This window comes from Variovorax sp. 10L426, from assembly GCF_056395305.1.
The window spans coordinates 11,658-33,843 of sequence record NZ_JBFTJF010000007.1 but is presented as its reverse complement, the minus strand read 5'-3'; the positions used below and the strand labels follow the sequence as shown (position 1 = coordinate 33,843).

The following is a 22,186-nucleotide window of genomic DNA, read 5'->3' as shown; positions in this document are numbered from 1 at the left end:
TTGAGATGACCACTTTCACCGCCTATTGCGCCTGCGAAGCGCGCGCCCAGCTGGTGCCGAAGCTGTTCGAGCGGCGCGCGCTGCGAGCCGACGATGTCGCGATCGAGATCGCCTACTGCGGCGTCTGCCACTCCGATCTGCACCAGGTGCACAACGACTGGAAGAACACCGTCTACCCGTGCGTGCCGGGCCATGAAATCGTGGGCCACGTCACCGCGGTCGGGCCGGAGGTCACGCGGCACAAGGCGGGCGATCGCGTCGCGGTCGGCTGCTTCGTCGACAGTTGCGGCCAATGCGAACCCTGCCTGCAAGGGCAGGAGCAGCACTGTGCGGGCGGCGTGACCGCCACCTACAACGGCAAGGATCGCGTGTCCGGCGAGAACACCCTGGGCGGCTACGCCGACAAGATCGTGGTGCGCGAGAAATTCGTGCTGCGCGTGCCCGATGCGCTCGACTTCAAGCACGCATCGCCGCTGCTGTGCGCCGGCATCACCGTGTGGACGCCGATGCGCGAGCACGGCGTGGGCAGGGGAACGAAGGTAGCGATCGTGGGGCTGGGCGGCCTGGGCCACATGGGCGTGAAGCTCGCCGTCGCGCTGGGCGCCGAGGTCACGGTCATCACCACTTCGCCCGCCAAGGCCGATGACGCCCGCGCGCTCGGTGCGCACAAGGTGCTGTTGTCCACCGACCCGAAGTCGATGATGGCTTCGCTCAATGCCTTCGATTTCATCCTCGACACGATTCCGAAGCGCCACGACGTCAACCCCTACCTGATGCTGCTGGGCCGCAATGGCGTGCTGGCCGTGGTCGGCGCGATCGACCTGCTCGAACCGGTGCACGGCGGCCTGCTGATCCGCAACAACCGCAGGCTTGCAGGTTCGCTGATCGGTGGGCTGCCCGCGACGCAGGAACTGCTCGACTTCTGCGCCGAGCATCAGTTGCTGCCTCAGTGCGAGCTGATCGACATCCGGAACATCAACGAGGCCTACACGCGCCTGCAGGCCAACGACGTGAAGTACCGCTTCGTGATCGACATGGCTTCGATGAAGAACGCGCAGGTGATGTAGCGGCCGACCACGGCTCCCTGATGCCTGAAGCGAGCGGGCGGCCGTGCTGCGGCGCAGCTTGACCGCCTCTCCGGTCGGCGTATCCTCTGGCGCCCCAACTCTGCAGATTCGGAGGCGCTATGAACCTGCGCTTTCTGGCGACGATTGCCATTGCTCCATTGGTCATCAGCGGTTGTGCGGGCACGGGCTCGCCGGGGAGGCAAAGTGCGGCGGCCGATGCGGTCGTGATGCCGCTTCAGGCGACGTCCATCAATGCCGGCCAGGTGGGGCGCGCGACCCTGCTCCCGGTGGCCGGAAAGACGAACATCCAGCTGTACTTCACCGGTGTTCCGAACAACACCACCTTGCCGCTGCATGTCTACACATACATCTACGAGGCTGCTGCCTGTAGCGCGCTGCCGGCCAAGCCCACGTATGCCCTGAACGAGAGGGTGCTCGTCTCCAGTTTCTGGGTAGGCGGTGCCCCCGAGAGCCTCGCTCACATGTCGCCGGTGCAAATGAACGAGCTCTTGAGCGGTCGATACTCGATCGCGCTGCGCTCTGCGCCGGAGGACGGCGGTCAGGTGATCTTTTGCGGCGAACTGCCTCGCGCTTAGCCTCGCGTTTCGAGGCGACGAGTTGATCTGAAAGCCCAGAGCTACGACGTGCCGGCATCGAGCCGGGAAAGGGCGACCGGACCTGCCTCGGCACTTCCAGGCCTTGTCGCGTGCCAACCAGGGCTCCGCGCATCCACGATCGTCGAGGCGCGCGCCGCTACTGCTGTTGCGCCGCGCGCTGCGCGGGTGCGGGCGACCGTTCCAGACTGTCGAGCAGATCGCGGTAGCCGGGCGCCTCTCGCAGCAGCCGGCCGGCAAGTGCGCGAAGCTTGTCGACCTCTTGCTCGGACAGCACGAAGCTCGTCGGAAGCTCCATGAAGTAGCGGCGCTCCTCGGGGTCCCTGATCGAATCAAAGCTCACGTCGATCGCGTCGAAGCGAAGGTCCGGCACTTCGGCTTCGGCCTGCGCCTTGGACATGCCGGCCAGCCGCTTCTCGGCGACCTCGAAACGCCGCTCGTCAGCCCAGCGCTGCGCGATGTCCTTCAGCAGTTCGACCGACTCGTAGGAAAAGTGATCGATCGGAACGCTCGACGATTGCAGTAGCTGGGACATGACGCCGGGTGCCCGGGGACTGCGATCCCAGTTGGTGGCCGGCGCCGATCGCGAGTTGACTACCACCACGACGATGCGCCGGATGCTCCTGAAATTGATCTCCTTCTGGAAGGCCTGACTGGCCTCGACCTCTTCGAGCGCCTCGATCACGCCGCGCAGGCCCAGATTGTCCGCGACGCCGCCATCGACGATGTGAAGATAGGGCCGGTTCGCGCTGTCCTCGAAGGCCAGCATGTCCCGGTAGCGCAGCAGTGCCCGACCCGAGGGGCGAGCCTGGGCATCCGGGTTGGTGACATCCTTGACCCACGCGGGCATCTCGGCACCGCAGTGACCGCCGTAGTTTCGGTAGGTCACCGGCGAAAGCACCACAGGCACGGCCGACGAGGTGGCGGCCGCTCGTGCCAGCCGCACCTTGCCGAGGTCCGAGCACAGCAGGTCGAAGTGGTCCTGTGAGAACTGGAAGCGCGCGCCGGTCGAGAGGTCGGTCCCGGTCACGGCTGCGGCCGGCGTCGGCTTGTCGAGCAGGTCGTCGAAGGTGGCGCCGCCGAAGAGAATCTCGTCGTAGTAGTCCGCTGCCAGCTCCGACCTGCCGTAGTCGGGGCTGGCCAGCTTGAACCAGTTGACCGGGTTCAGCGCGCGGGAGGTGAGAACACCCTGCACATCGCGCTTGAGAAAGCGCGACTCGTACTCGGAAAAGAGCTTCTCGCCGTACAGGGCATAGGCCAGCGCAGTGAAGCTGCCACCGGAAACGCCCGCCATCAGGTCCACCTCCGAAAGCAGATTGCGCGGTGTGCCATTGACCGTCACGTTCGTCCGCCGCAGTTCCTCCAGCACGCCGTAGGAGAACGCGGCAGCGCGCGTTCCGCCCCCCGAGAAGGTCAGGATGAAGAGTGTCTGGCTGTCATTGGTCGTGGCCTTCTTGCGCTTGAGCAAATTGCCCACGCGGTAGCCGCCGTCCTTGTCCACGTGATCGATCGGCGGATTGATCGGCGCCATGGAGTTGCAGCCGGCCAGCAGCACAGCGGCACAAGCGGCCGTCCACCTGTCCCAACGGTGCCAGGACGATGCCGGAAACAGGTTCATCTGCGTTCCCCCTGGGCTGAGTTGCACTGCCGTCAAGGTGGGCAACTGATGCGCCAGCTTAACGGGCAAGGTCGTCAATGTTCCATTGAACCAACGGGCATGACATCTTGCCCTTTGGGGCAGCCGCAAAGCTGGGCTACAGGCCGCCCCATCGATCGATATGCTCGCGCATGAGTTGCAAGTAGGCGCGGCGCCCGAAGTGCAGAAGGTGATTGCCCGCAAACCAGTGCATCGTGCTGCCGCGCCAATGGCGGTGCAGCAGCTCGACATGGTGCGGCTCGGTCACGCGGTCACCGGCGCCGCCGATGATCAACACCCGCTCCCCGGCCATCGGTGACACATAGCTGAGCGGGTTGTGCACTGCGACCAGGCCGCGCATCTCGGCCACGCCGACGCCATGGCTTCGCATCAGGCTCGACAGCAGCAGGCCGGTGGGCTGCCAGTCCAGAAAGGCGTCGATCGGGCTCACCGCGGGCACCACCGGGATGCAGTAGTCGAGCCGCTCGTCGACCGTCGCCAGCAGGGCCGCCGTGTAGCCGCCGAGCGAGATCCCGGCGACGCCGATTCGCTCGACCCCGCGCGCGCGAAGGTGGTCGATGAACACGCGCAGATCATGGATGGCGAGCAGCGTCACCTCGTTGAAATGCAACAGCCCGTTGCCGAACACGCCGTAGCCGTTGAAGGGCAGGCACGACTCGGCGCGCGGCCCGTGATGCGGGAATGTGAAGAAGAGGATGTCATGGCCGGCGTGATAGAGCGTCTGGAGCGACAGCGCGTGCGCATTGAGCCACGGCATGTCGGCCCCGAAGCCATGCACGACGATCAGGGTCGGCCGCGGCCCGTCGCCATGGCACCAGTGCTCGGCATAGGAGACGGCACCGCGTCTCATGCGCGCGAAGCCCGGCGCAGCGGCCGGGTTCAGCGGTACGAAGGGGCTCGTGAAGCGCAACCTGCTGCGCTTGATCGGCGTGCCGTCCGATTCGATCGAAGCCAGAGGGAGCTCCTCGATGCGGATGTCCTTCGGTGGCGCGACGAAAACGCGCGAGGCATCGCCCGCCCGCGCCAGCGGCTCGTAGAAGCGCAGCGCCTCGAACTCCCGGGCCGCTTTGCCGGGCTCCGTCAGCGACGCAGCCATCGCCATGGCAACCGCGCTGGCCAGCGGCACGCGCGCGACCCATTCGAGGGCAGAGACGCTCTGCACCTGCAGCCAATGGCGTGCTTCGAGGGAGGTGTGGTCGGCGCGGGGGCGAAAGTCGTCCGGCAGTTGCTCCCACCAGGAGGTATCCGATGCGCGGTTCCATGCGCGTGCGGGTCTCATCGGCTTGCGCACGTATTGTTAGTTTGGTTATGCATGCGTCGACCATAGGAGCAAGGCCGCGAGCCACGCCCATCCTTTTGGGGTGGGGCGGCGTGAAGTAGTGCCGGGAGTGTGGCGGAGACCACAGGCAGCCCATCCCAAACGGGCGGGCCCGCACGAGCCGCCCGCTCCTACGATGAGTCCAGACATCCCATCCACCCACAATGCCATGACCAATCGACTCACGGGCCAGGACGCCATGTTCCTGCACGCAGATCTTCCGCATGCCGCTTCGCACGGCACGATGATCTATATCTACGACCAATCCACCCTCGGCGGCAAGACGCTCGGCTTTCGCGAGATCGTCCGCCACATGGAGAGCCGCCTCGATGCATCGCCCGTGCTGCGACGCAAGATCGTGCAGGTACCCTACGGCCTGGGTTATCCCTTCTGGGTCGAGGACGAACTGTTCGACATCGACTTCCACGTGCGCCATTTCGCATTGCCAAAGCCCGGCGACTGGCGGCAGTTCTGCATCCTGGTGTCGCGCATCCATGCGCGCACCCTCGACCTCGCGCGGGCACCGTGGGAGATGTATGTCATCGAGGGCCTGGACAATATCGAGGGCATTCCGAAGGGCAGCTTCGCAGTCCTCAGCAAGATCCACCATGCGGCCATGGACGGCACCGCGGCCACCGAACTGACCTGGGCCCTGCATGATGTACAGCGCGCAGCGGGCCGGGCCGAGCCGGTCGTCGACGCGGCGCGTCCGGCGCCACCGCAGACCTTGAGCCTTCGGTCCTTCGACACGCTCTCCAACGCCTTCACCGAAAACCTGCTGGCGACGGCTCGCATGGCGCTGCCGCTGGCCCAGGCCCTGCCGGGCCTGACCACGGCCGGCCTGCGCCTTCTGCAGCGGACGCGCAGCGGGGTCGACCTGACCGCGCCGCGCACGCGCTTCAACGGCGACGTGCTGGCACGCCGCGTCTGGGACTCGGTGACGCTCGACCTGGCAGAGGTCAAGCAGATCAAGAGCGTCGTGCCGGGCGCTACCGTCAACGATGCACTGATCGCACTGATCGGCGGCGCGATGCGCCGCTACTTGCAGGCGAAGAAGGAACTTCCCGCGAAGTCGCTGGTGACGCTCGCGCCGGTGAACACGCGGCCGGAGGGTACAAAGGAAACCGCCAGCGGCAACACCATCTCGATGCTGCGCTTTGCGATGGGCACCGACATCGAGGATCCCATCGCCCGCCTCGAGGCAGTGCGTGCTGCCACTGCGGAATCGAAGGGGATCCAGAACGCCATCGGTGCGAAGCATCTCACCGACCTGCAGAAGTTCGCTCCGCCTGCGACGCTGGGACTGGCAGGCAAGCTCGCGGCGCTGACCGGCTCCGGCGGCAAGGGGCCGATGCCGATTCACAACTGCCTCGTGACCAACATTCCGGGGCCCGCCACACCCTTGTACATGCTCGGTGCCAAGCTGGTGCATTGGGGCGGCGTCGGGCCGGTGACCGATGGCATGTCGCTGATCTGGAACCCGTCGAGCTACTGTGGAAAGGTGTTCATCTCGCTCACGAGCTCGCCCAACGTGGTGCCCGATCCCGAGTTCCTGGCGGACTGCGTGAGGGAATCGTTCGACGAGATGAAGGAAGCGGCAGCGGCTGTCGCCGCGAAGGCACCGCATAGCGGGAAGGTGGCCGTGGCGAAGAAGGCGCCCGCGAAGAAGGGTCCGACGAAGAAGGTCACGATGAAGCAGGCGCCGGCGAGGAAAACCGCTGCCGCGACGAAGAAGACGCGGGTCACGAAAGCCACCGGGTCTGCGGTGGCTCAACAATGAAGACAGGAGTCGTCATGGACATGGGTGCAATGCTCGCGGGCAAGCGGGTTCTGATCACGGGGGCTTCGTCGGGCCTCGGCGACAACTTCGCGCGGCTGGCTGCCCGCTGCGGGGCCAAGGTGGTGATTGCGGCGCGGCGCAAGGCCAGGCTCGACGCCCTCGCCGAAGAGCTCGGCAGCCTCGGATCGCCACAGGTCACGGTCGTCGAGATGGACGTTGCTTCCGAGTCATCGATCGATCGCGCGTTTGCCGATATCGACGCCTCGGGCGACCTCCTGGATGTGGTCGTCAACAACGCCGGCGTCGCCGGCGAGGGTCCGGCGCTCACGTTGCCGAGCCATGACTTCGACGCAGTGATGGCGACCAATGTACGCGGCGTCTGGCTGGTCGCCGTGCAAGCCGCGCGGCGCTGGAAGGAAGCGCGCCGCGGGGGCTCGATCGTCAACATCGCCTCGATCCAGGGCGAGCGCGTGATGCCGGGCATCACACCGTATTCGGTCTCCAAGGCCGCGGTCGTTCACATGACCAAGAGCCTCGCGGTCGAATGGGCTCGCTACGGCATCCGCGTCAACGCGATCGAGCCGGGCTACATCGGCACCGAGATGACAGACGGAATGTGGGAGAGCGAGCAGGGCAGGGCGATGATCCAGCGCATTCCGATGCGCAGGCTCGGCAAGCCCGAAGAGCTCGACGGCTTGCTGCTCCTCCTGGCGACCGATGCCGGCTCGTGGATGACGGGCGCGTGCGTGCCGGTCGATGGCGGGCACCTCTGCTCGTCGTTGTAAGAGACAAGAGACAGAGATGCACGGGACCCGGGGCGGACCAACCGCTGGTGCAAGCCGCCAAGTCATTCGAGCGATCCAGCCTCTTGCAGGATTTTCTGCAGAACCAGAAGCGCCGGCGATGACGAAGCGCCGCGATCTGCTCCTGGCCGTGGCCGCCGCCTCGGCGGCTGCGGCGATCGGCTTCGCCGGTGGAGAACTCGGATCACGGGTTGTCGTGTCGGCGCCTGCGCGGCCCGCGATCATCCTCGGCAATGGCATCGGTGGTCCGCAGGGCATGGCCTGGGTATGGCCTTGCGACGATGCACCGTGGCGCATGTATTCGGCACGTTCAAGCATTGGATGGGCCGGCCAGAACGAGAAACATCCATGGAAATCAAGTCACTCACCGCAGCCCTGACCGTCTCGCTTGTCGTCAGCGCGTGCACCTTGGCACCGCGCGTTGTCGCGCCCGTCTCGCCGACCGAAGTGGGCGAATTGCGCGCCGGCACCGGAATCCTGAAGGGCTACCTCGCGCCCGCCGAACTGCCCGACAGCCTCGCCCTGTTGCCACCGCCGCCGGCTGAAGGCTCGCCTGCGCTGGCGGCCGACATTGCCACCTTCCACAACCTCACGAAGCTTCAAGGGACGCCGCGCGGCGCCATGGCCGTGTCGGATGCGAATCTGCGCTTTCCCGACGCCGCTGCGGTTTTCTCGTGCGCCCTGGGCGTGCAGATTTCCGAGCAGGCCACGCCTAACTTGAATATGTTGCTGCGCCGAACGTTGACCGACTCCGCCCTGGCCACCTACAAGGCCAAGGACAAGTACGTTCGCACCCGTCCCTTCGTCATGCTGAAGACCGGAAGTTGCACACCAAAGGAAGAAGCGTCTCTGGCCAAGGACGGCTCCTATCCGTCTGGCCACTCGGCCATCGGCTGGGGCTGGGCATTGGTGTTGACCGAACTCGCGCCCGATCGCGCTGACGCGCTGCTGCAACGTGGCCGAGCGTTCTCGCAAAGCCGCGCCATCTGTGGCGTTCACTGGCAGACCGACATTGAGGCAGGCCGCCTGGTCGGTTCCGCGACGGTGGCGCGCCTACAGGCCAACCCGGTATTCAACGCACAGATGGTCGCCGCACGTGACGAAGTCGCCAAGGCGCGTGCTGCCGGCTCCCCTCCTACGCCAGCATGCGCCGCCGAATCCGCAACCATCGCAGCTTCAAGTTCATTCGCGCCCTGATCGCCAAGGGAGCGGAAGCTGGCAGCAATCGGTCTGAGACGCCGTCCGGCGAAAAGGCAGAATTTGACTGCAAAGTAGTTTCTTGACCCGGCGTCCAGCCGAGGAAGTGGTGCCCGCAGACTTCAACCCTATCCGGAGAGGAAAGACCTATGAAATCCAGCAAGAGGCCTTTGAGCCGCCATGTGGGCCTGCTGACCGCCTTGGCCATCGGATGCGCAGCCTACGCGCAAAGCCCGGCGAATGCGCCGGTACCGGCTTCAGGCATTGCGGGGACGCCCGCAGGCACCGTGATGAGCAAGGAATACGTGGCAACCGTTGGACGCATGGCCTATGTGTGGGGATGGCCGTTGGTCAACAACCTGAATCGCTCCATCGCCATGAAGGATGTGCCCGAGCCAGGCCGCCTCGGCGGAATCGTCCCGGTATCACCACCGGGCTATGTCTCCATGCTCACGGACTACATCGACGCAGGAGAGCGGTTTGTCACCTGTCCCAACCAGGACACGGTGTACGGCGCGGGCTTCCATCGATTGAACAGCAAGCCAGTCATCGTGCAGGTACCGGACTTCGGCCAGCGCTTCTGGGTGTACCAACTCGCGGACGCGCGAACCAATGCCTTCGGCAAGCTGGGCAAGCAGTACGGCACCAAGCCGGGCCTCTATCTGGTGGTCGGGCCTGCCTGGAAGGGGCAGGCACCCAAGGGCATTCAGGCGGTCTTGCGCTCTCCGACCGATCTGGCGGCGATATTGCCGCGCATCTTTCAAGACGATACGCCGCAGGACAAACAGGCGATACAGGCGGTTCTGAGCCAGGTCATGGTCTATCCCCTGTCGGAGTACACCGGCAAGATGAAGACGAAGGACTGGAGCAGGACGCCAACCTTTCCCGTGCCGCCGGGCCAAGGTGCGGGCGAGACCAAGTGGGTCGTGCCAGAGAAGTTCTGGGACGAACTGCCCATCGTGATGAACGAGGTCCCGCCGCTGCCCGGCGAGGAGGCCTTGTATTCCACGATTCGCTCGGTGCTGGAGGCCGCTTCCAGGAATCCAGACCTCAAGACCGTGCTCGTGCAGACGGCGGTGTCTGCCGAAGAAGAACTCATCAAGCCGCTCTTCGAGTTCCGCAACAACGGGCGGCCCATCGGCAATGGCTGGAACTCGCCACCGAATGGTGCACGTTGGGGGTATGACTACCTTTCGCGCGCCGCCACCGCACGCTCCAACATGTACGACAACGCGCCGGAGGAAACCCGCTACATCTACACCGACGTCGACAAGGCCGGGCAACGGCTTCATGGCAGCAAGCGCTACAGCGTGACCTTCGCTGCAGGACAGACGCCGCCGGTCAACGGCTTCTGGTCGCTCACCGTCTACAACAAGGAGCATCTGTTCGAGCCCAATGTGCTCAACCGGTTCTCTTTGGGCACCAAGAGCAAGGACTTGAAGAAGAACGCCGACGGGTCGTTGACGCTTTACTTTCAGAACCAGTCGCCCGGCAAGGACAAGGAGAGCAACTGGGTCCCGACCCCGGTCGACGAGTTCTCTCTCTACATCCGCGCCTACTGGCCGAAGGCGGAAATCCTGGAAGGGCGCTGGATTCCACCTGCGGCAGAACAGGCAAACTAACGAAGGAACTCCATGAGCATGCTATCCGTACACACGCGCACCCTGCGTGTCCTGACTTTCACGGCCATGTTGTCGAGTGCGAGTTGTCTCGCGCAGCAGCCGCCTGCCTTGGCTTTGCCCAGCGAACAGGAAATCAGCGACAGCTACATCTATCTGCTCGGCCGGTTGCTGGTCTTGCGCCAGCAGCAGCTGGACTTCAAAGAGGGGTTCAAGTGGAACCAGCTGGTCCACCGAAAGCCAGGTGAGGTCGCCTGGCCGAATCCGAACCTCGACGTGGCCTATTCGGAAGCCTGGGTAGCCGTTGATGAAAAGAGTTGCGCGCTGGTGACGGTGCCGAAAATCACCGGCCGGTACTACACCGTACAGTTTCTGAATGGCTGGGGTGAAACCGTAGCCAACATCAACGAACGCATTTTTCCCGCGCATCCCGACGGCCAGTTCGCCGTGTGCCTGAAAGACGCGGACGTCAAGTTACCGGCGACAGTCCAGCGCGTCGACGTGCCGGTGAAGTACATGCGCGTGCTCTCGCGTGTAGAGCTTGGCGCCGACTGGAACCAAGCCGTGGCGCTACAGAAGAAGTTCACCATCCGCTCAACAGGCGAGCCCGTCGTGCCCACCATTCCCAAAACGGTGATGTTCGACTTGAACAAGCTGCCCGGCGGTGAGGCCTTCGACTCCGCCGACGCAGCGCTGGACAGCGAATTGGACATCAACCCGGGCATGGAGAAGCTGCAAGCCAGCACACGTGCGATTGCGAAGTTGGTGAAAGACCCGGTCGAGCGCAAACGCATCGACCAAGTCGTGCGCAGCAAGGCGTTTGCAGACATCAAGAAGGCGCTGCCCACGGTGGGCGGCAGCAAAGTGGAGAACGGCTGGGTGTTGCCTTCGACATCAGGTGTCTACGGCAACAACTGGCTTGTGCGCACGCTCATCAACTACGGCGGCATCTGGGCCAACGTGCCGGAGGAGGTCATCTACTTCAAGGCCTTTGCCGACGTGGATGGCTTGCCGCTTTCTGGCGACCATTCCTACACACTGCGCTTCACGAAAGAGCAGTTGCCGGCCCAGTACGCAACCTATTTCTGGTCGGTCATCGCCGTCGATGCGGTCGAGCGGCGTGTGCTGCCCAATCCGCAGAAGCGCTATCTTCTCAACAAGGAATCCAAGCTGCAGTACGGGCCCGATGGCTCGCTGACGCTGTACTTCGGCGACAAGAGGCCTGCTGATGTACCGCAGGCAAACTGGCTGCCGACGCCGAAGGGTCAGCGGTACAGCCTGACTTTCCGGTTCTATCGTCCGAAGGGGGCGGTGGCCGAGCGTAGCTATTTCCCGCCGAAACTAGATAAACAATGAGGCTGTCGGTGGCCGCTCTCCTTGGCGGTAACCGGACGCGCGACTGAATGCCGCTGGGCAAGCAAAAAGCCGCCCGAGGGCGGCTTTGGGCAATGGCCTCTTACGACACCCGTCGCGTCTGGTCCTTCCAGTACTTGTCGCGCACGTGGCGGCGCAGCACCTTGCCAACCACGCTGACGGGGAGCTGCTCTACGAACACCACCGCCTTGGGCGCCTTGAAGCGGCCGACCTGCCTCTTCACATGGTCGATCAGTTCCTCGACCGTGACTTCGACGCCTTCCCTAAGCACCACCTCGGCGTGCACGGCCTCGCCCCACTCCGGGTGCGGCACGCCCACCACGGCCGAGATCGCCACGGCGGAATGCGAGTTCAGCGCCGCTTCCACCTCGACGGCGTAGACATTGAAGCCGCCGGTGATGATCATGTCCTTCTTGCGGTCCACCAGGTACAGGAAGCCCCGATCGTCGAGGTAGCCGAGGTCGCCGGATTTCCAGAAGCCGTCCTGGAACTCCGCTGCGGTGCCGTCGGGATTGTTCAGATAGCCGGTGATCGTGCCGCGTGACCGCAGCCAGATTTCTCCGGTCTCGCCCTGCTTCATTTCATTGCCTGCATCGTCGACGATCTTCAGCTCCACGACAGTGGATACGCGCCCGGCGGAAGACAGGTGCTTCTCATCGCCTGCCGCCAGGTGGTCGGCCTTGGTCAGCATCGCCGCCGTCGTCAGGCACTCGGTCGCGCCGTAGACCTGCACGAAGATGTTGCCGAAGCGCTCCTGCGCCTGGCGCAGCTTGGACGGGCTCATCGGCGCGCCGCCGTACACGATGGTGCGCAGGCTGGAGAGGTCATGCTGCTTCGCCTCGGGCAGGTCGAGAAGTCGGTAGACCAGCGTCGGCAGCATCAGGGTGGTCGTGGCGCGCTCGGCCTCGACGTTTCGGCACCACGTCTTGAGGTCCGGCACGTTCTGCGTGACGGTGCAGCCGCCGCGGAACAGCGTCGCCAGCACGCCGAGCCCCGAACCATGGCTCAAGGGCGCCATGTGGAGGTAGCGCTGGTCGGCGTCGTAGATCTGCTCGGCTTCGGTATAGAGCGAGTCGCGCAGCGCCAGCCAGTTGTCCATGGTGTACTGCGCGCACTTGCTCTTGCCCGTCGTGCCTCCGGTGAAGCGGTAGATCACGATGTCCTTCATCGTGTCGTTCTCGACCTCGGGATTGGCATCGGACATGCCCTCGAGCAGGTCCTCGAAGGCGAGCAGGCCATCGCGCGGCGTGGCCGGGCGGTCCATGCAGACGACGGTCGTGCCGCGCTCGCGCAGCATGTCGAAATGGCTGTCCAGCAGCGCGTTCTCGATGAACACGACCTTGGGCTTGATGAACTCGACCTGCCAGCGGTGCTCGTCGATCGAGTCCCGGTAGTTCGTGTAGGCCACGGCGGCCTCGCCCTTGAAAGCCGTCCAGGCGTGCAGCAGAGACAGGTTGTCGTTCTCCAGGATGCACATGTAGACGTCGCCGCGCCCGAGCTGCAGGCGCTCGCGCATCATGTTCACGATGCGGTTGGTCAGTAGGTGCAGCTCGCGGTAGGTGTAGCGGCGCTTGCGCTCGATGTTGACCACGGCTTCCTGGTCGGTGAAGCGCAGGGCCAGCTGGCCCATCACGCGCGCGAAATTCGTCATCATCGTTCTGTCTCCAATTTGAGCTATGCGGATGCCGGATTATTTCGGCGCTTGTCACCGCCTGCCCCACTCCAACGGGATGGGGAGGGTTTTATCCCGGCGGCTCGTGCCCACTCCAAAGTGAGGGGCCCGCGGAAGATGCCCTCCGCCATAGTCAGTCCCCGAGAGAAGGCGCACCGGCGATGCCGATGGCGCCCGTTCACAAGCTTCAAGGAGACTGACGATGCAAGACAACTCGGGCGCATTCCTGAGCGAACAGGAAAACATGATCCGCGACTCGGCTCGCAAGGTGGCGCAGGAAGTGGTCGCCGCGACAGCCGCGGAGCGCGATCGCACCGGCGCGTGGCCGCGCAATGAGCTCAAGGCCGTAGCCGAGCTCGGCTTCCTCGGGATGCACATCCCCGAGGAATACGGCGGCAGCAAGCTCGGCTTCGTCGAGTACTGCCTCGCGATCGAGGAATTCGCCGCCGCGGACGCCGGCTTCGCGACCATCATGCACGTGCACAACGGCATGGGAGACTGGGTCAACCGCTACGGTACCGAGGCGCAGAAGCGCCGGTACCTGCCCGGCATCGCCAGCGGCGAGACGATCGCCTGCGGCCTGTTGACCGAGCCCCAGGCCGGCTCCGACACGGGCAACTTCCGCACCACGGCGCGCCGCGAGGGATCCGACTACATCCTCAACGGCACCAAGCAGTTCATCTCCAACGGTAGCGAAGCCGGCTTCGCCTTCGCCCTGGCCATCACCGACAAGAACGCGGGCAAGCGCGGCGCGAGCCTGTTCATCGTCGATCCCAAGGGGCCTGGCTACAAGATCGCTCGCGTTGAGGAGAAACTGGGGCAGCGCTCCGCGCACGTCGCCCAGATCGTGCTCGAGGATCACCGCGTGCCGGCCGAGAACCTGCTCGGCGAAGAGGGCAGCGCCTATGCCCGCATGCTGTCCGGCATGTCGGAAGGCCGCATCGGCATCGCCGCCGTGGCGGTGGGCGTGGCACGTGCCGCGCTCGAGGCTGCCGTCAAGTACGCCAAGGAGCGCGAAGCCTACGGCGCCCCCATCATCAAGCTGCAAGGCGTGAGCTTCGACCTGGCCGACATGGCCACGCAGGTGGAAGTGGCGCACCAGTTCGTGGTGCATGCCGCGCGCCTGCATCAGGCCGGCATCCCCTGCGCGAAGGAGGCCTCGATGGCCAAGCTGTTCGCCAGCGAGATGGCCGAGAAGGTCTGTTCCGACGCGCTACAGATCCACGGCGGCTACGGCTACCTCACCGATTTCCCGGTCGAGCGCTATTACCGCGACGCCCGCGTTACCAAGATTTACGAAGGCACCAGCCACATCCAGCAGCTGATCATCGGCCGCAGCCTGTGAAGCCGCCGAATCCCCCATCCCAAAGTGGGGGGGAATCGCCGTTTCGCCTCACGTAAGTTCGACCTCATCACCTGCTCAACAAGGAAATCGAGACCGTCATGGAAAACATTTATATCGTCGGCGCCGGCATGACGCCCTTCGGCCGCCACATGGACAAGAGCGTGAAGCAGCTCACCGCCTGGGCGGTCGAAGACGCGCTCAAGGACGCCAACTGCGACCGCAAGGCCATCCGCGCGGCCTTCTTCGGCAACACCACGCAAGGCCATTTCGACGGCCAGCACATGATCCGCGGGCAGGTCGCGCTGCTGCCGCTCGGCATCGAGGGCATCCCGATCTACAACCTCGAAGGCGCATGCGCATCCTCCAGCCACGCCTTCAATCTCGCCGTCATGCAGCTGCGTGCTGGCGCCGCCGACGTGGCACTCGCAGTGGGCGCCGAGAAGATGTACACGAACGACAAGGCCAAGATGTTCTCGTGCTTCGAGTCGGCCTGGGACATCGAGACCTTCGAGGCCAACAAGGGCTACCTCTCCGCGATGGGCAAGACCATCGTGCCGCCCGCCGGCTCGCAGTCCGAAAAGCCCTACAGCCCCTTCATGGACGTGTATGCCGCGCTCGGCCGCGGCCTGATGGAGCGCTTTGGCATCACCCAGCGCCAACTCGCTGCGGTGTCCTCGAAGAACCACGGCCACTCGGTGCACAACGAGCGCTCGCAGTACCGCAAGCCGATGAGCATCGAGGAGATCCTGGCCGCTCCCGCGATCACCTATCCGCTCACGATGCCGATGTGCTCGCCGATCTCCGACGGCGCTGCCGCGGTCATCGTCTGCACCGAGTCGGCCCTGAAGAAGTACGGCTTCGACCGCCATCGCGCGGTCAAGGTGCTCGCCACCGTCGTGCGCTCGGCCTCGGCACGCGATGCACTCGACTACGACAACGGCTGCACCAAGCAGGCCGCGAAGGACGCCTTCGAGCAGGCCGGCATCGCCCCGAGCGAGATCGACGTGGTCGAGGTGCACGACGCCACCGCCATCGGCGAGCTGCTGACCTTCGAAAGCCTCGGCCTGCGCGAGCCCGGCATGAGCGGCATCCTGGCCGAGCGCGGCGAGACGACCATCGGCGGCTCCATCCCGGTCAACCCGTCCGGCGGCCTCGAGTCGAAGGGTCACCCGATCGGCGCCACCGGCATCGGCCAGATCTTCGAACTGGTGAGCCAGCTGCGCGGCGAATGCGGCCAGCGCCAGGTGGAAGGCGCGCGCTTTGCCGTTCAGGGCAATGGCGGCGGCCTCTGGCGTGTGGAAGAAGCGACCGAGCACATCGGTATCTTTGCCAGCGCCTGATCGACGGACCGGGGTAAGCGGGATCATGGGGATCATGACGAGGAAGATCGTGGTGGCCGGGGTCGGCATGATTCCGTTCTGCAAGCCCGGGGCGGGTGCCAGCTACGCCGTGATGGGCGCACAGGCCGCGCGCCTTGCGCTGGCCGATGCGCGCGCCGGCTACGAGTCGGTGCAGCAGGCCTTCGTGAGCTACGTCTACGGCGACTCCACGGCCGGCCAGCGCGTGCTGTACGACCTGGGCTTCACGGGCATCCCGATCTTCAACACCCACAACAACTGCGCGAGTGGTTCGTCGGCCTTGTACCTGGCTCGCCAGGCCATCGCCAGCGGCGAGGCCGACATCGTGCTCGCGCTTGGCTTCGAGCAGAAGAGCGCCGGCGCGCCGCAGACGCAGTTCACCGACCGCCCCAGCCCCCTGGAGCGCTTCGTCGCGCAGTGCGACCCCGTGGTTGGCGACGCCGACATCCTGCCCGCGGTGCGCATCTTCGGGGCCGCCGGCCTCGAGCACATGAAGCGCTTCGACACGCCGCTGGAGACCTTCGCCAAGATCCGCGCCAAAGCCAGCCGCCATGCGGCGAACAACCCCCTGGCGGTGTTCCGCAAGGTCGTCACTGCGCAACAGGTGCTGGCCGATACGCCGGTGTGGCCCGGCGTGATGACGCGCCTGATGGCCTGCCCGCCGACCTGCGGTGCCGCCGCGGCCGTGCTGTGCAGCGAGGACTACGCGAAGAAGCACGACCTCGACGCCCGGGTGTGGATCGCCGGGCAGGCCATGACCAGCGACGGCCCGGAGAGCTTCCATTCCGGCGACCTGCGCGACGGCGCCGGCTACACCATGTCGCGTGCCGCCGCCCGCAAGGTCTATGAGCAGGCCGGCATCGGCGCGGAGGAGGTGGATGTCGTCGAACTGCACGACTGCTTCGCGCACAACGAGCTGCTGACCTATGAATCGCTGGGGCTTTGCGCCGAGGGCGACGGGCAGAAGCTCGTCGATGCGGGCAACAACACCTACGGCGGGCGCTACGTGGTCAATCCCTCCGGCGGGCTGCTTTCCAAGGGGCACCCGATCGGCGCCACGGGCCTCGCGCAGTGCTTCGAGCTCGTGCAGCAGCTCCGTGGCCAGGCCCACAAGCGCCAGGTGGAGGGCGCACGCATCGCCCTGCAGCACAACGTCGGCATCGGCGGCGCCGCCGTCGTCACGATGTACAGAAACTGAAAAGCAAGATTGACATGGACTTTCGTCCCGATCCCGGACTCGACGCATTCCGTCAGGAGGTCCGCCATTTCCTGAAGGAATGCCTGCCGGCCGACCTCCGCGTGACGCCTACGTTCTCGCGCTCGAAGCCGGAGGCGGTCGCGCGCTGGCAGAAGATTCTCCACGCGCACGGCTGGGGCGCGCCCTACTGGTCCAAGGCGCATGGAGGCACCGGCTGGACGATGCAGGAGATCCTCGTGTTCGACGAGGAATGTGTGGCCGCCGGCGCGCCGACGGTGGACGGCATGGTGCACAAGCTGCTTGGCCCGGTGCTCAACGAGTTCGCGACGCCGGAGCAGAAGGCAGAGCACCTGCCGGCCTTCTTCAACGGCGAGCGGCTGTGGTGCCAGGGCTTCTCGGAGCCCGGCTCGGGCTCGGACCTGGCCTCGCTGCGCACCCGCGCAGAGCTGAAGCATGACGAGAAGGGCGACCACTACGTCGTCAACGGACAGAAGATCTGGACCAGCCACGGCCACGAGTCCGACTGGATCTTCATGCTGGTGCGCACCGACGCCGGCGCCAAGAAGCAGGCCGGCATCAGCTTCCTGCTGGTCGACATGAAGACGCCCGGCATCACGGTACGGCCGATCCGCAGCATCGACGATGCACACCACCTGAACGAGACCTTCTTCGACAACGTGCGCGTGCCCGTGGCCAACCGCGTCGGCGAGGCAGGGCAGGGCTGGGCGATCACGAAGTTCCTGCTCAACAACGAGCACGCGACCACGGCCGACCTGCCGATGCTCAAGCACTACCTGCGGCAGCTTCATGCGCTGGCCGATACGCCCCTCATGGGCGGCGGGCGCCTGCGCGATCGGCCGGAGTTCGCGCTGAAGCTGGGGCGCCTGGAAGCCGAGGTCACCGCCGTCGGCATGTTCGTGCAGCGCGTCGCGGCGCTGGACATGGAGCACAACCCTCTGGCCCATCCCATGGGCTCGATGCTCAAGGTGCGCGCCACCGAACTGCAGCAGCGCATCACGGAAGCGCACGTGGAGGCGCTCGGCGACCACGGCGCGGTGGCCTATCCGCATCCGTCCGAGGCGGCCGAACTGCCGGGTGCGCCCCTCCCGCTGCAGGGCCTGGCGCGCGGACTGGCCAACGAGATGTTCTTCCGCCGCGCCTCGACCATCTACGGCGGAACGAGCGAAGTGCAGCGCGGCATCGTTGCCAAGCTGCTCTTCGGACTGTGAGTACGAGTACATGGATTTCAGACTGAATTCGGAGCAGCAAATGCTGCAGGACAGCATGCGCCGCTACATCGACAAGGCGTACGCATTCGAAGCTCGCACGGCGACGTTGAAGGCGCGCCGGGGGGGCGGCCTGGATCATTGGGGCACCTTTGCCGACAACGGCTGGCTGGCCGCTGCGCTGCCCGAGGCGCACGGCGGCCTGGGCGGCGGCCTCGTCGACACTGCGCTCATCGCGCATGAGTTCGGACGCGGCCTCGTGCTGGAGCCGTATCTCGGCTGTGCCGTGATGGCGGCGCAGACGCTGGCAGCCGCCGGCACCACGACGCAGAAGGAGCGTCTGTTACCCGCGCTGGCCGACGGGTCGCTCCGCATCGCGCTCGCCTACAGCGAGCCGGCCTCTCGCGGCATGCCCCTGCCCGTGGCGGCCTCGGCGCAGCCGCGCAACGGCGGCTATCTGCTGAGCGGTCGCAAGACGCTCGTGCTGAGCGGGCTGCTCGCGCAGCAATACATCGTCTCCGCGCGCATCGAAGGCGCGCCGGCCGACGAGATCAGCCTGTTTCTCGTCGACGCCGATGCGGTTGGCATGCAGCGCCAGGCGCTGCCGCTGCACGATGGCACCTGGGCCGAGGAGCTGGTGCTGGAGGGCGTGCAAGTCGCGGCCGATGCCGTGCTGGGCGAGCCGGGCAGGGGACTGCCGGCGCTGCGGTCTGGCCTCGCGCACGGCATCATCGCGCTCGGCGCCGAGCTGGTGGGCGTCATGGAAAAGGTGATCGAGCAGAGCGCCGAATACCTCAAGACGCGCCAGCAGTTCGGCGTCCCGATCGGCAGCTTCCAGGCGCTGCAGCATCGCATGGCCGACATGGCGACCGAGATGGAGACCGCGCGCTCCATGCTGTATGCGGCGCTGGCCTCGATGGAGAACGACGACGCTGCGGCACGGCAGCGCACGCTGTCGGCCGCCAAGGCGCTGATCGCGCGCGCGGCCAAGTTCGTGTGCGGACAGGGCATCCAGCTCCACGGCGGCATCGGCGTCACCGAGGAGTACCAGGTCGGCCACTACTTCAAGCGTGCCGTGGTCGCCGAGCTGCAACTGGGCAGCATCGACCGGCACGAGGCTGCGTGTGCGGCCTGAAACGCCACGGCGCAGCGGGGGCATGGCCGATAATCCGCAGTCTTGACTCGGCGGTGCCCAAGCCGCACATCGCTCGACATGGACTTCGACAAGCTGCTCGTCTCCACGAAGTTCGCGCCGCCGCACATCGGCTCGCGCTTCATTCCGCGCATGCACCTGCTCGACCAGCTGCGCGACGGGCAGCGCTGCGGCTTCGTGCTGGTGACCGGCGGCGCCGGCTTCGGCAAGACCATCCTGCTGGCCCAGTGGCGCCTGGAGCTGATGAAGGCCGGCGACGAGGTTTCATGGCTGTCCCTGAGCCATGACGACAAACAGCTCGGCAGCTTCGCCACCTACCTGACCGCCGCCTTGCGTCGCCTGGGCATTCCGGTCGAGGACGAGATGCTGCTCGACGGCCTCGACGGTGAAATCGCCAAGGCCATGGACAACGTCGTGGCCGCCACCGTGAACGCGGCCGCCGTCATTCCGAAGGATCTGTACCTGATCATCGACGACTACCACCACGTCGATGACCAGCGGGCGCACCTGCTGGTGCAGAAGCTGATCGACCACTGCCCCGGCAACCTGCACATCGCCATCGCTTCGCGGGCGGCGCCGCCGCTGCTCATCAGCCGCCTGCGTGTGCTAGGTCGCGTCACCGAGATCGGCTTTGGCGAACTGCCCTTCAATGCGGAGGAAACGCGCAGCTTCCTCGAGCAGAACCTCGGCACGGTCAAGCTCAATGCCGAGGAGGTGCGCCTGATCCACGACAAGACCGGCGGCTGGCCGGCGAGCCTCGAGCTGATGGCGATCATGCTGCGCTCGCGGCCCGAAACCCGCGCCCGCCTGCGCGAGCTCGGCTGGAGCTCGGCCGACCTGCAGGCCTACCTCGCGGAAGAAGTCGTGGCCCATCTGCCGACGGAGATGATCGACTTCATGGAGCAGGTGTCGGTGTGCCGGCGCTTCAACGTCGAGCTGGCGGCGGCAGTCACGGGCAGCGCCGATGCGGCGGCGCTGCTTCAGCGCGCGGAAGACGAGAACCTGCTGATGTACCGCGTCGAGTCGGACGACCGGCTGCCTTGGTATCGCTTCCATCCGCTGTTCGGCGAGTTCCTCGCCACGCGCGTGGCGCGGCGAGGCACGGCGGATGTCAACGCGCTGCACCGGCGCGCCAGCCAGTGGTTCGCGGGGCATGGCCTGCTGGTCGAGGCAGTGCGCCATGCCGTGTGGGGCGGTGAGCTCGAATTCGCCGCCGAGGCGATCGACCAGGCGGCCAAGGACACCTGGAGCCTGAGCTTCATCAGCCTGATGCTGAATTTGCTGGACCGTCTGCCGCAGGAGACGCTGTTCGCGCATCCGCGTCTCTTCTTCCTTGGTTGCCTGACCTTGTCGATGACAGCGCGGTATGCCAAGGCGGAACGCTGGCTCGCGCAGGTCCGCGAGAGCGGGGCGGCGAAGAACCCCGCGATCTCATCGAAGCTGCCGCTGGCGGATGCGGCGGTGGCGATGCAGCGCGACGACACCCAGCGTTGCATCGACTTGCTCGAGCCCTTGCACGGCATCGTGTCCGAGAGCCCGTACCTGCTTCACTTCTATCTCTGCCTGCTCGGGTACGCCTACGCCTCGGTCGGCCGCTATGCCGATGCGCACCGGCTGCTGGACGCCAACCCCATCGACCCCGCCGAGCGCAAGAACGACATCGCCCTGGTCGCCGAGGGTTCGCGCGGGCTGCTGTTGCTGACGGAGGGCAAGGTCAGGGAGGCAGCGCGCATCGGCAACGAGTTGGTCGCGGCGGCCGAGGCGCTGCACGGGCGGCGCTCGGTCAGCGCGTCGGTCACTGCCACTACGCTCGGTGACTCCTACTACGAGCTCGACCGTATCGACGAAGCGCGCGAACTTCTCGCCAACCGCGCGCGTCTGGTGATGCAGGCCTCCATGCCTCCGGTGATGCTGAGCGCCGCACTGGTCACGGCCCGGCTGGACTCGCTGCACGCTCCATCGGAGGCCGTGCTGAGCTTCCTCGAGTCGCAGGCGGCCCACTACCAGGGGCTGGGGCTGCATCGGCTGGTGGCCTGCATGCACGCGGAACAGGTGCGGATCCTGCTGAAACTGGGGCAGAAGGCTCGAGCGGCAGGCGTCTCGGCGCGCTTGAGTGAGCTGGGCGCGCTCCATCGCAACGCGGACGGCGTGCGCGCCGAGATTCCCGCCGTGGCGGCGCTGGCACGCGCCCGCGTCGCGCTCGCGAGCAACGACCCCCACGAGGCCTTGGCGGCCCTGCCGGTCGCGCGCGAGCTTGCGCTGCAGTACGGGCGTGCGCGCATGCAGGTGCTGGAGAACCTGCTGGCAGCATTCGCGCTGGACGAACTCAAGCGCGTGGACGAGACGGCCACCCGCCTCGTGGAGGCGGTGCAGATCGCATCGCGCTTCGGCCTGCTGCGGACCCTGCTGGACGAAGGCCCGCGTGCCGGTGCGCTGCTTGCGACCGTGAGGGACGACATACGGCTGGACAAGGCGGCCGCCGCCCACCTCGAAGACCTGCTCACGCGATTCGGCAAGGCCGACGGCTCGCGAACGGCTGCGCCGAGCCGCAGCGGCACCAGCGCGCCCGAAGGTGTCAACCTCACGCCGCGCGAGCTGGAGATCCTGGCCCTGGTCGCGCAGGCGATGTCGAACAAGCGGATCGCACTCACGCTCAACATCTCGGTGGACACGGTGAAGTGGAACGTGCGCAACATCCTGACGAAGCTTGACCTGTCGAGCCGGTACGACGCGATGACCTGGGCGCGCAAGCAGGGATTGATCGAATAGGGTTTACGAGCCCCACACCACTCACCCACTCCAAAG

Annotated in this window: 17 protein-coding genes; 14 read left to right on the top strand and 3 right to left on the bottom strand. The window is 65.9% G+C overall.

The annotated features are described in order from the left end of the window. Nucleotides 1-5: 5 nt before the first annotated feature. The gene (locus tag AC1DHL_RS11960) at nt 6-1,067 is read left to right on the top strand and encodes an NAD(P)-dependent alcohol dehydrogenase (RefSeq protein ID WP_478103170.1); all 1,062 of its coding nucleotides are present in this window, start codon (nt 6-8) and stop codon (nt 1,065-1,067) included. A 119-nt stretch (nt 1,068-1,186) separates the two neighbouring features. Then, nucleotides 1,187-1,663, top strand: a complete 477-nt coding sequence (locus AC1DHL_RS11955) for a hypothetical protein (protein ID WP_478103171.1) — start codon at nt 1,187-1,189, stop codon at nt 1,661-1,663. A gap of 157 nt (nt 1,664-1,820) precedes the next feature. On the opposite strand, the gene AC1DHL_RS11950 is transcribed toward AC1DHL_RS11955, so the two are convergent. Further along, nucleotides 1,821-3,299, bottom strand: coding sequence for a patatin-like phospholipase family protein (locus tag AC1DHL_RS11950; protein WP_478103173.1), 1,479 nt, complete (start codon nt 3,297-3,299; stop codon nt 1,821-1,823). 136 nt (nt 3,300-3,435) lie between these two features. Then, the gene (locus tag AC1DHL_RS11945; protein WP_478103174.1) at nt 3,436-4,617 is read right to left on the bottom strand and encodes an alpha/beta hydrolase family protein; all 1,182 of its coding nucleotides are present in this window, start codon (nt 4,615-4,617) and stop codon (nt 3,436-3,438) included. Nucleotides 4,618-4,825: 208 nt separating this feature from the next. Between AC1DHL_RS11945 and AC1DHL_RS11940 the strand changes: the two genes are divergently transcribed. The 6 genes from AC1DHL_RS11940 to AC1DHL_RS11915 all read left to right on the top strand — a co-directional run bounded on the left by AC1DHL_RS11940 (nt 4,826) and on the right by AC1DHL_RS11915 (nt 11,411). After that, nucleotides 4,826-6,436, top strand: a complete 1,611-nt coding sequence (locus tag AC1DHL_RS11940; RefSeq protein WP_478103175.1) for a wax ester/triacylglycerol synthase family O-acyltransferase — start codon at nt 4,826-4,828, stop codon at nt 6,434-6,436. 14 nt (nt 6,437-6,450) lie between these two features. After that, entirely contained in the window at nt 6,451-7,221 is a 771-nt protein-coding gene (locus tag AC1DHL_RS11935) for an SDR family NAD(P)-dependent oxidoreductase (protein WP_478103177.1), read from the top strand. Between the two features lie 118 nt (nt 7,222-7,339). Continuing rightward, nucleotides 7,340-7,618, top strand: coding sequence for a hypothetical protein (locus tag AC1DHL_RS11930; RefSeq protein WP_478103178.1), 279 nt, complete (start codon nt 7,340-7,342; stop codon nt 7,616-7,618). Further along, nucleotides 7,588-8,436 (top strand): acid phosphatase, encoded by an 849-nt coding sequence (locus tag AC1DHL_RS11925; protein WP_478162101.1) that lies wholly within the window; start codon nt 7,588-7,590, stop codon nt 8,434-8,436. The genes AC1DHL_RS11930 and AC1DHL_RS11925 overlap by 31 nt, the downstream gene beginning before the upstream one ends. A gap of 149 nt (nt 8,437-8,585) precedes the next feature. Beyond that, nucleotides 8,586-10,058: a DUF1254 domain-containing protein gene (locus AC1DHL_RS11920; protein WP_478103181.1), complete on the top strand. Its 1,473-nt coding sequence runs from the start codon at nt 8,586-8,588 to the stop codon at nt 10,056-10,058. Nucleotides 10,059-10,070: 12 nt separating this feature from the next. Beyond that, nucleotides 10,071-11,411 carry a DUF1214 domain-containing protein gene (locus tag AC1DHL_RS11915; RefSeq protein ID WP_478103182.1) on the top strand — a complete coding sequence of 447 codons (1,341 nt, stop codon included), beginning with the start codon at nt 10,071-10,073 and terminating at the stop codon, nt 11,409-11,411. Between the two features lie 100 nt (nt 11,412-11,511). Here AC1DHL_RS11915 and AC1DHL_RS11910 read toward each other — a convergent pair whose 3' ends face one another. After that, on the bottom strand, nt 11,512-13,083 hold the full coding sequence (locus tag AC1DHL_RS11910; protein ID WP_478103184.1) for a class I adenylate-forming enzyme family protein: 1,572 nt from the start codon (nt 13,081-13,083) through the stop codon (nt 11,512-11,514). 220 nt (nt 13,084-13,303) lie between these two features. Here AC1DHL_RS11910 and AC1DHL_RS11905 point away from each other — a divergent pair, with 220 nt between their 5' ends. The 6 genes from AC1DHL_RS11905 to AC1DHL_RS11880 all read left to right on the top strand — a co-directional run bounded on the left by AC1DHL_RS11905 (nt 13,304) and on the right by AC1DHL_RS11880 (nt 22,150). Then, nucleotides 13,304-14,446 (top strand): acyl-CoA dehydrogenase family protein, encoded by a 1,143-nt coding sequence (locus tag AC1DHL_RS11905; protein WP_478103185.1) that lies wholly within the window; start codon nt 13,304-13,306, stop codon nt 14,444-14,446. Nucleotides 14,447-14,544: 98 nt separating this feature from the next. Beyond that, nucleotides 14,545-15,786 carry a thiolase family protein gene (locus tag AC1DHL_RS11900; RefSeq protein WP_478103187.1) on the top strand — a complete coding sequence of 414 codons (1,242 nt, stop codon included), beginning with the start codon at nt 14,545-14,547 and terminating at the stop codon, nt 15,784-15,786. 34 nt (nt 15,787-15,820) lie between these two features. Continuing rightward, nucleotides 15,821-17,002: a lipid-transfer protein gene (locus tag AC1DHL_RS11895; RefSeq protein WP_478103188.1), complete on the top strand. Its 1,182-nt coding sequence runs from the start codon at nt 15,821-15,823 to the stop codon at nt 17,000-17,002. Between the two features lie 14 nt (nt 17,003-17,016). Continuing rightward, nucleotides 17,017-18,231, top strand: a complete 1,215-nt coding sequence (locus tag AC1DHL_RS11890) for an acyl-CoA dehydrogenase family protein (protein WP_478103190.1) — start codon at nt 17,017-17,019, stop codon at nt 18,229-18,231. A gap of 10 nt (nt 18,232-18,241) precedes the next feature. Next, nucleotides 18,242-19,363: an acyl-CoA dehydrogenase family protein gene (locus AC1DHL_RS11885; RefSeq protein ID WP_478103191.1), complete on the top strand. Its 1,122-nt coding sequence runs from the start codon at nt 18,242-18,244 to the stop codon at nt 19,361-19,363. A gap of 78 nt (nt 19,364-19,441) precedes the next feature. Next, nucleotides 19,442-22,150: a winged helix-turn-helix domain-containing protein gene (locus AC1DHL_RS11880; protein ID WP_478103192.1), complete on the top strand. Its 2,709-nt coding sequence runs from the start codon at nt 19,442-19,444 to the stop codon at nt 22,148-22,150. The last annotated feature ends 36 nt before the right edge of the window (nt 22,151-22,186 follow it).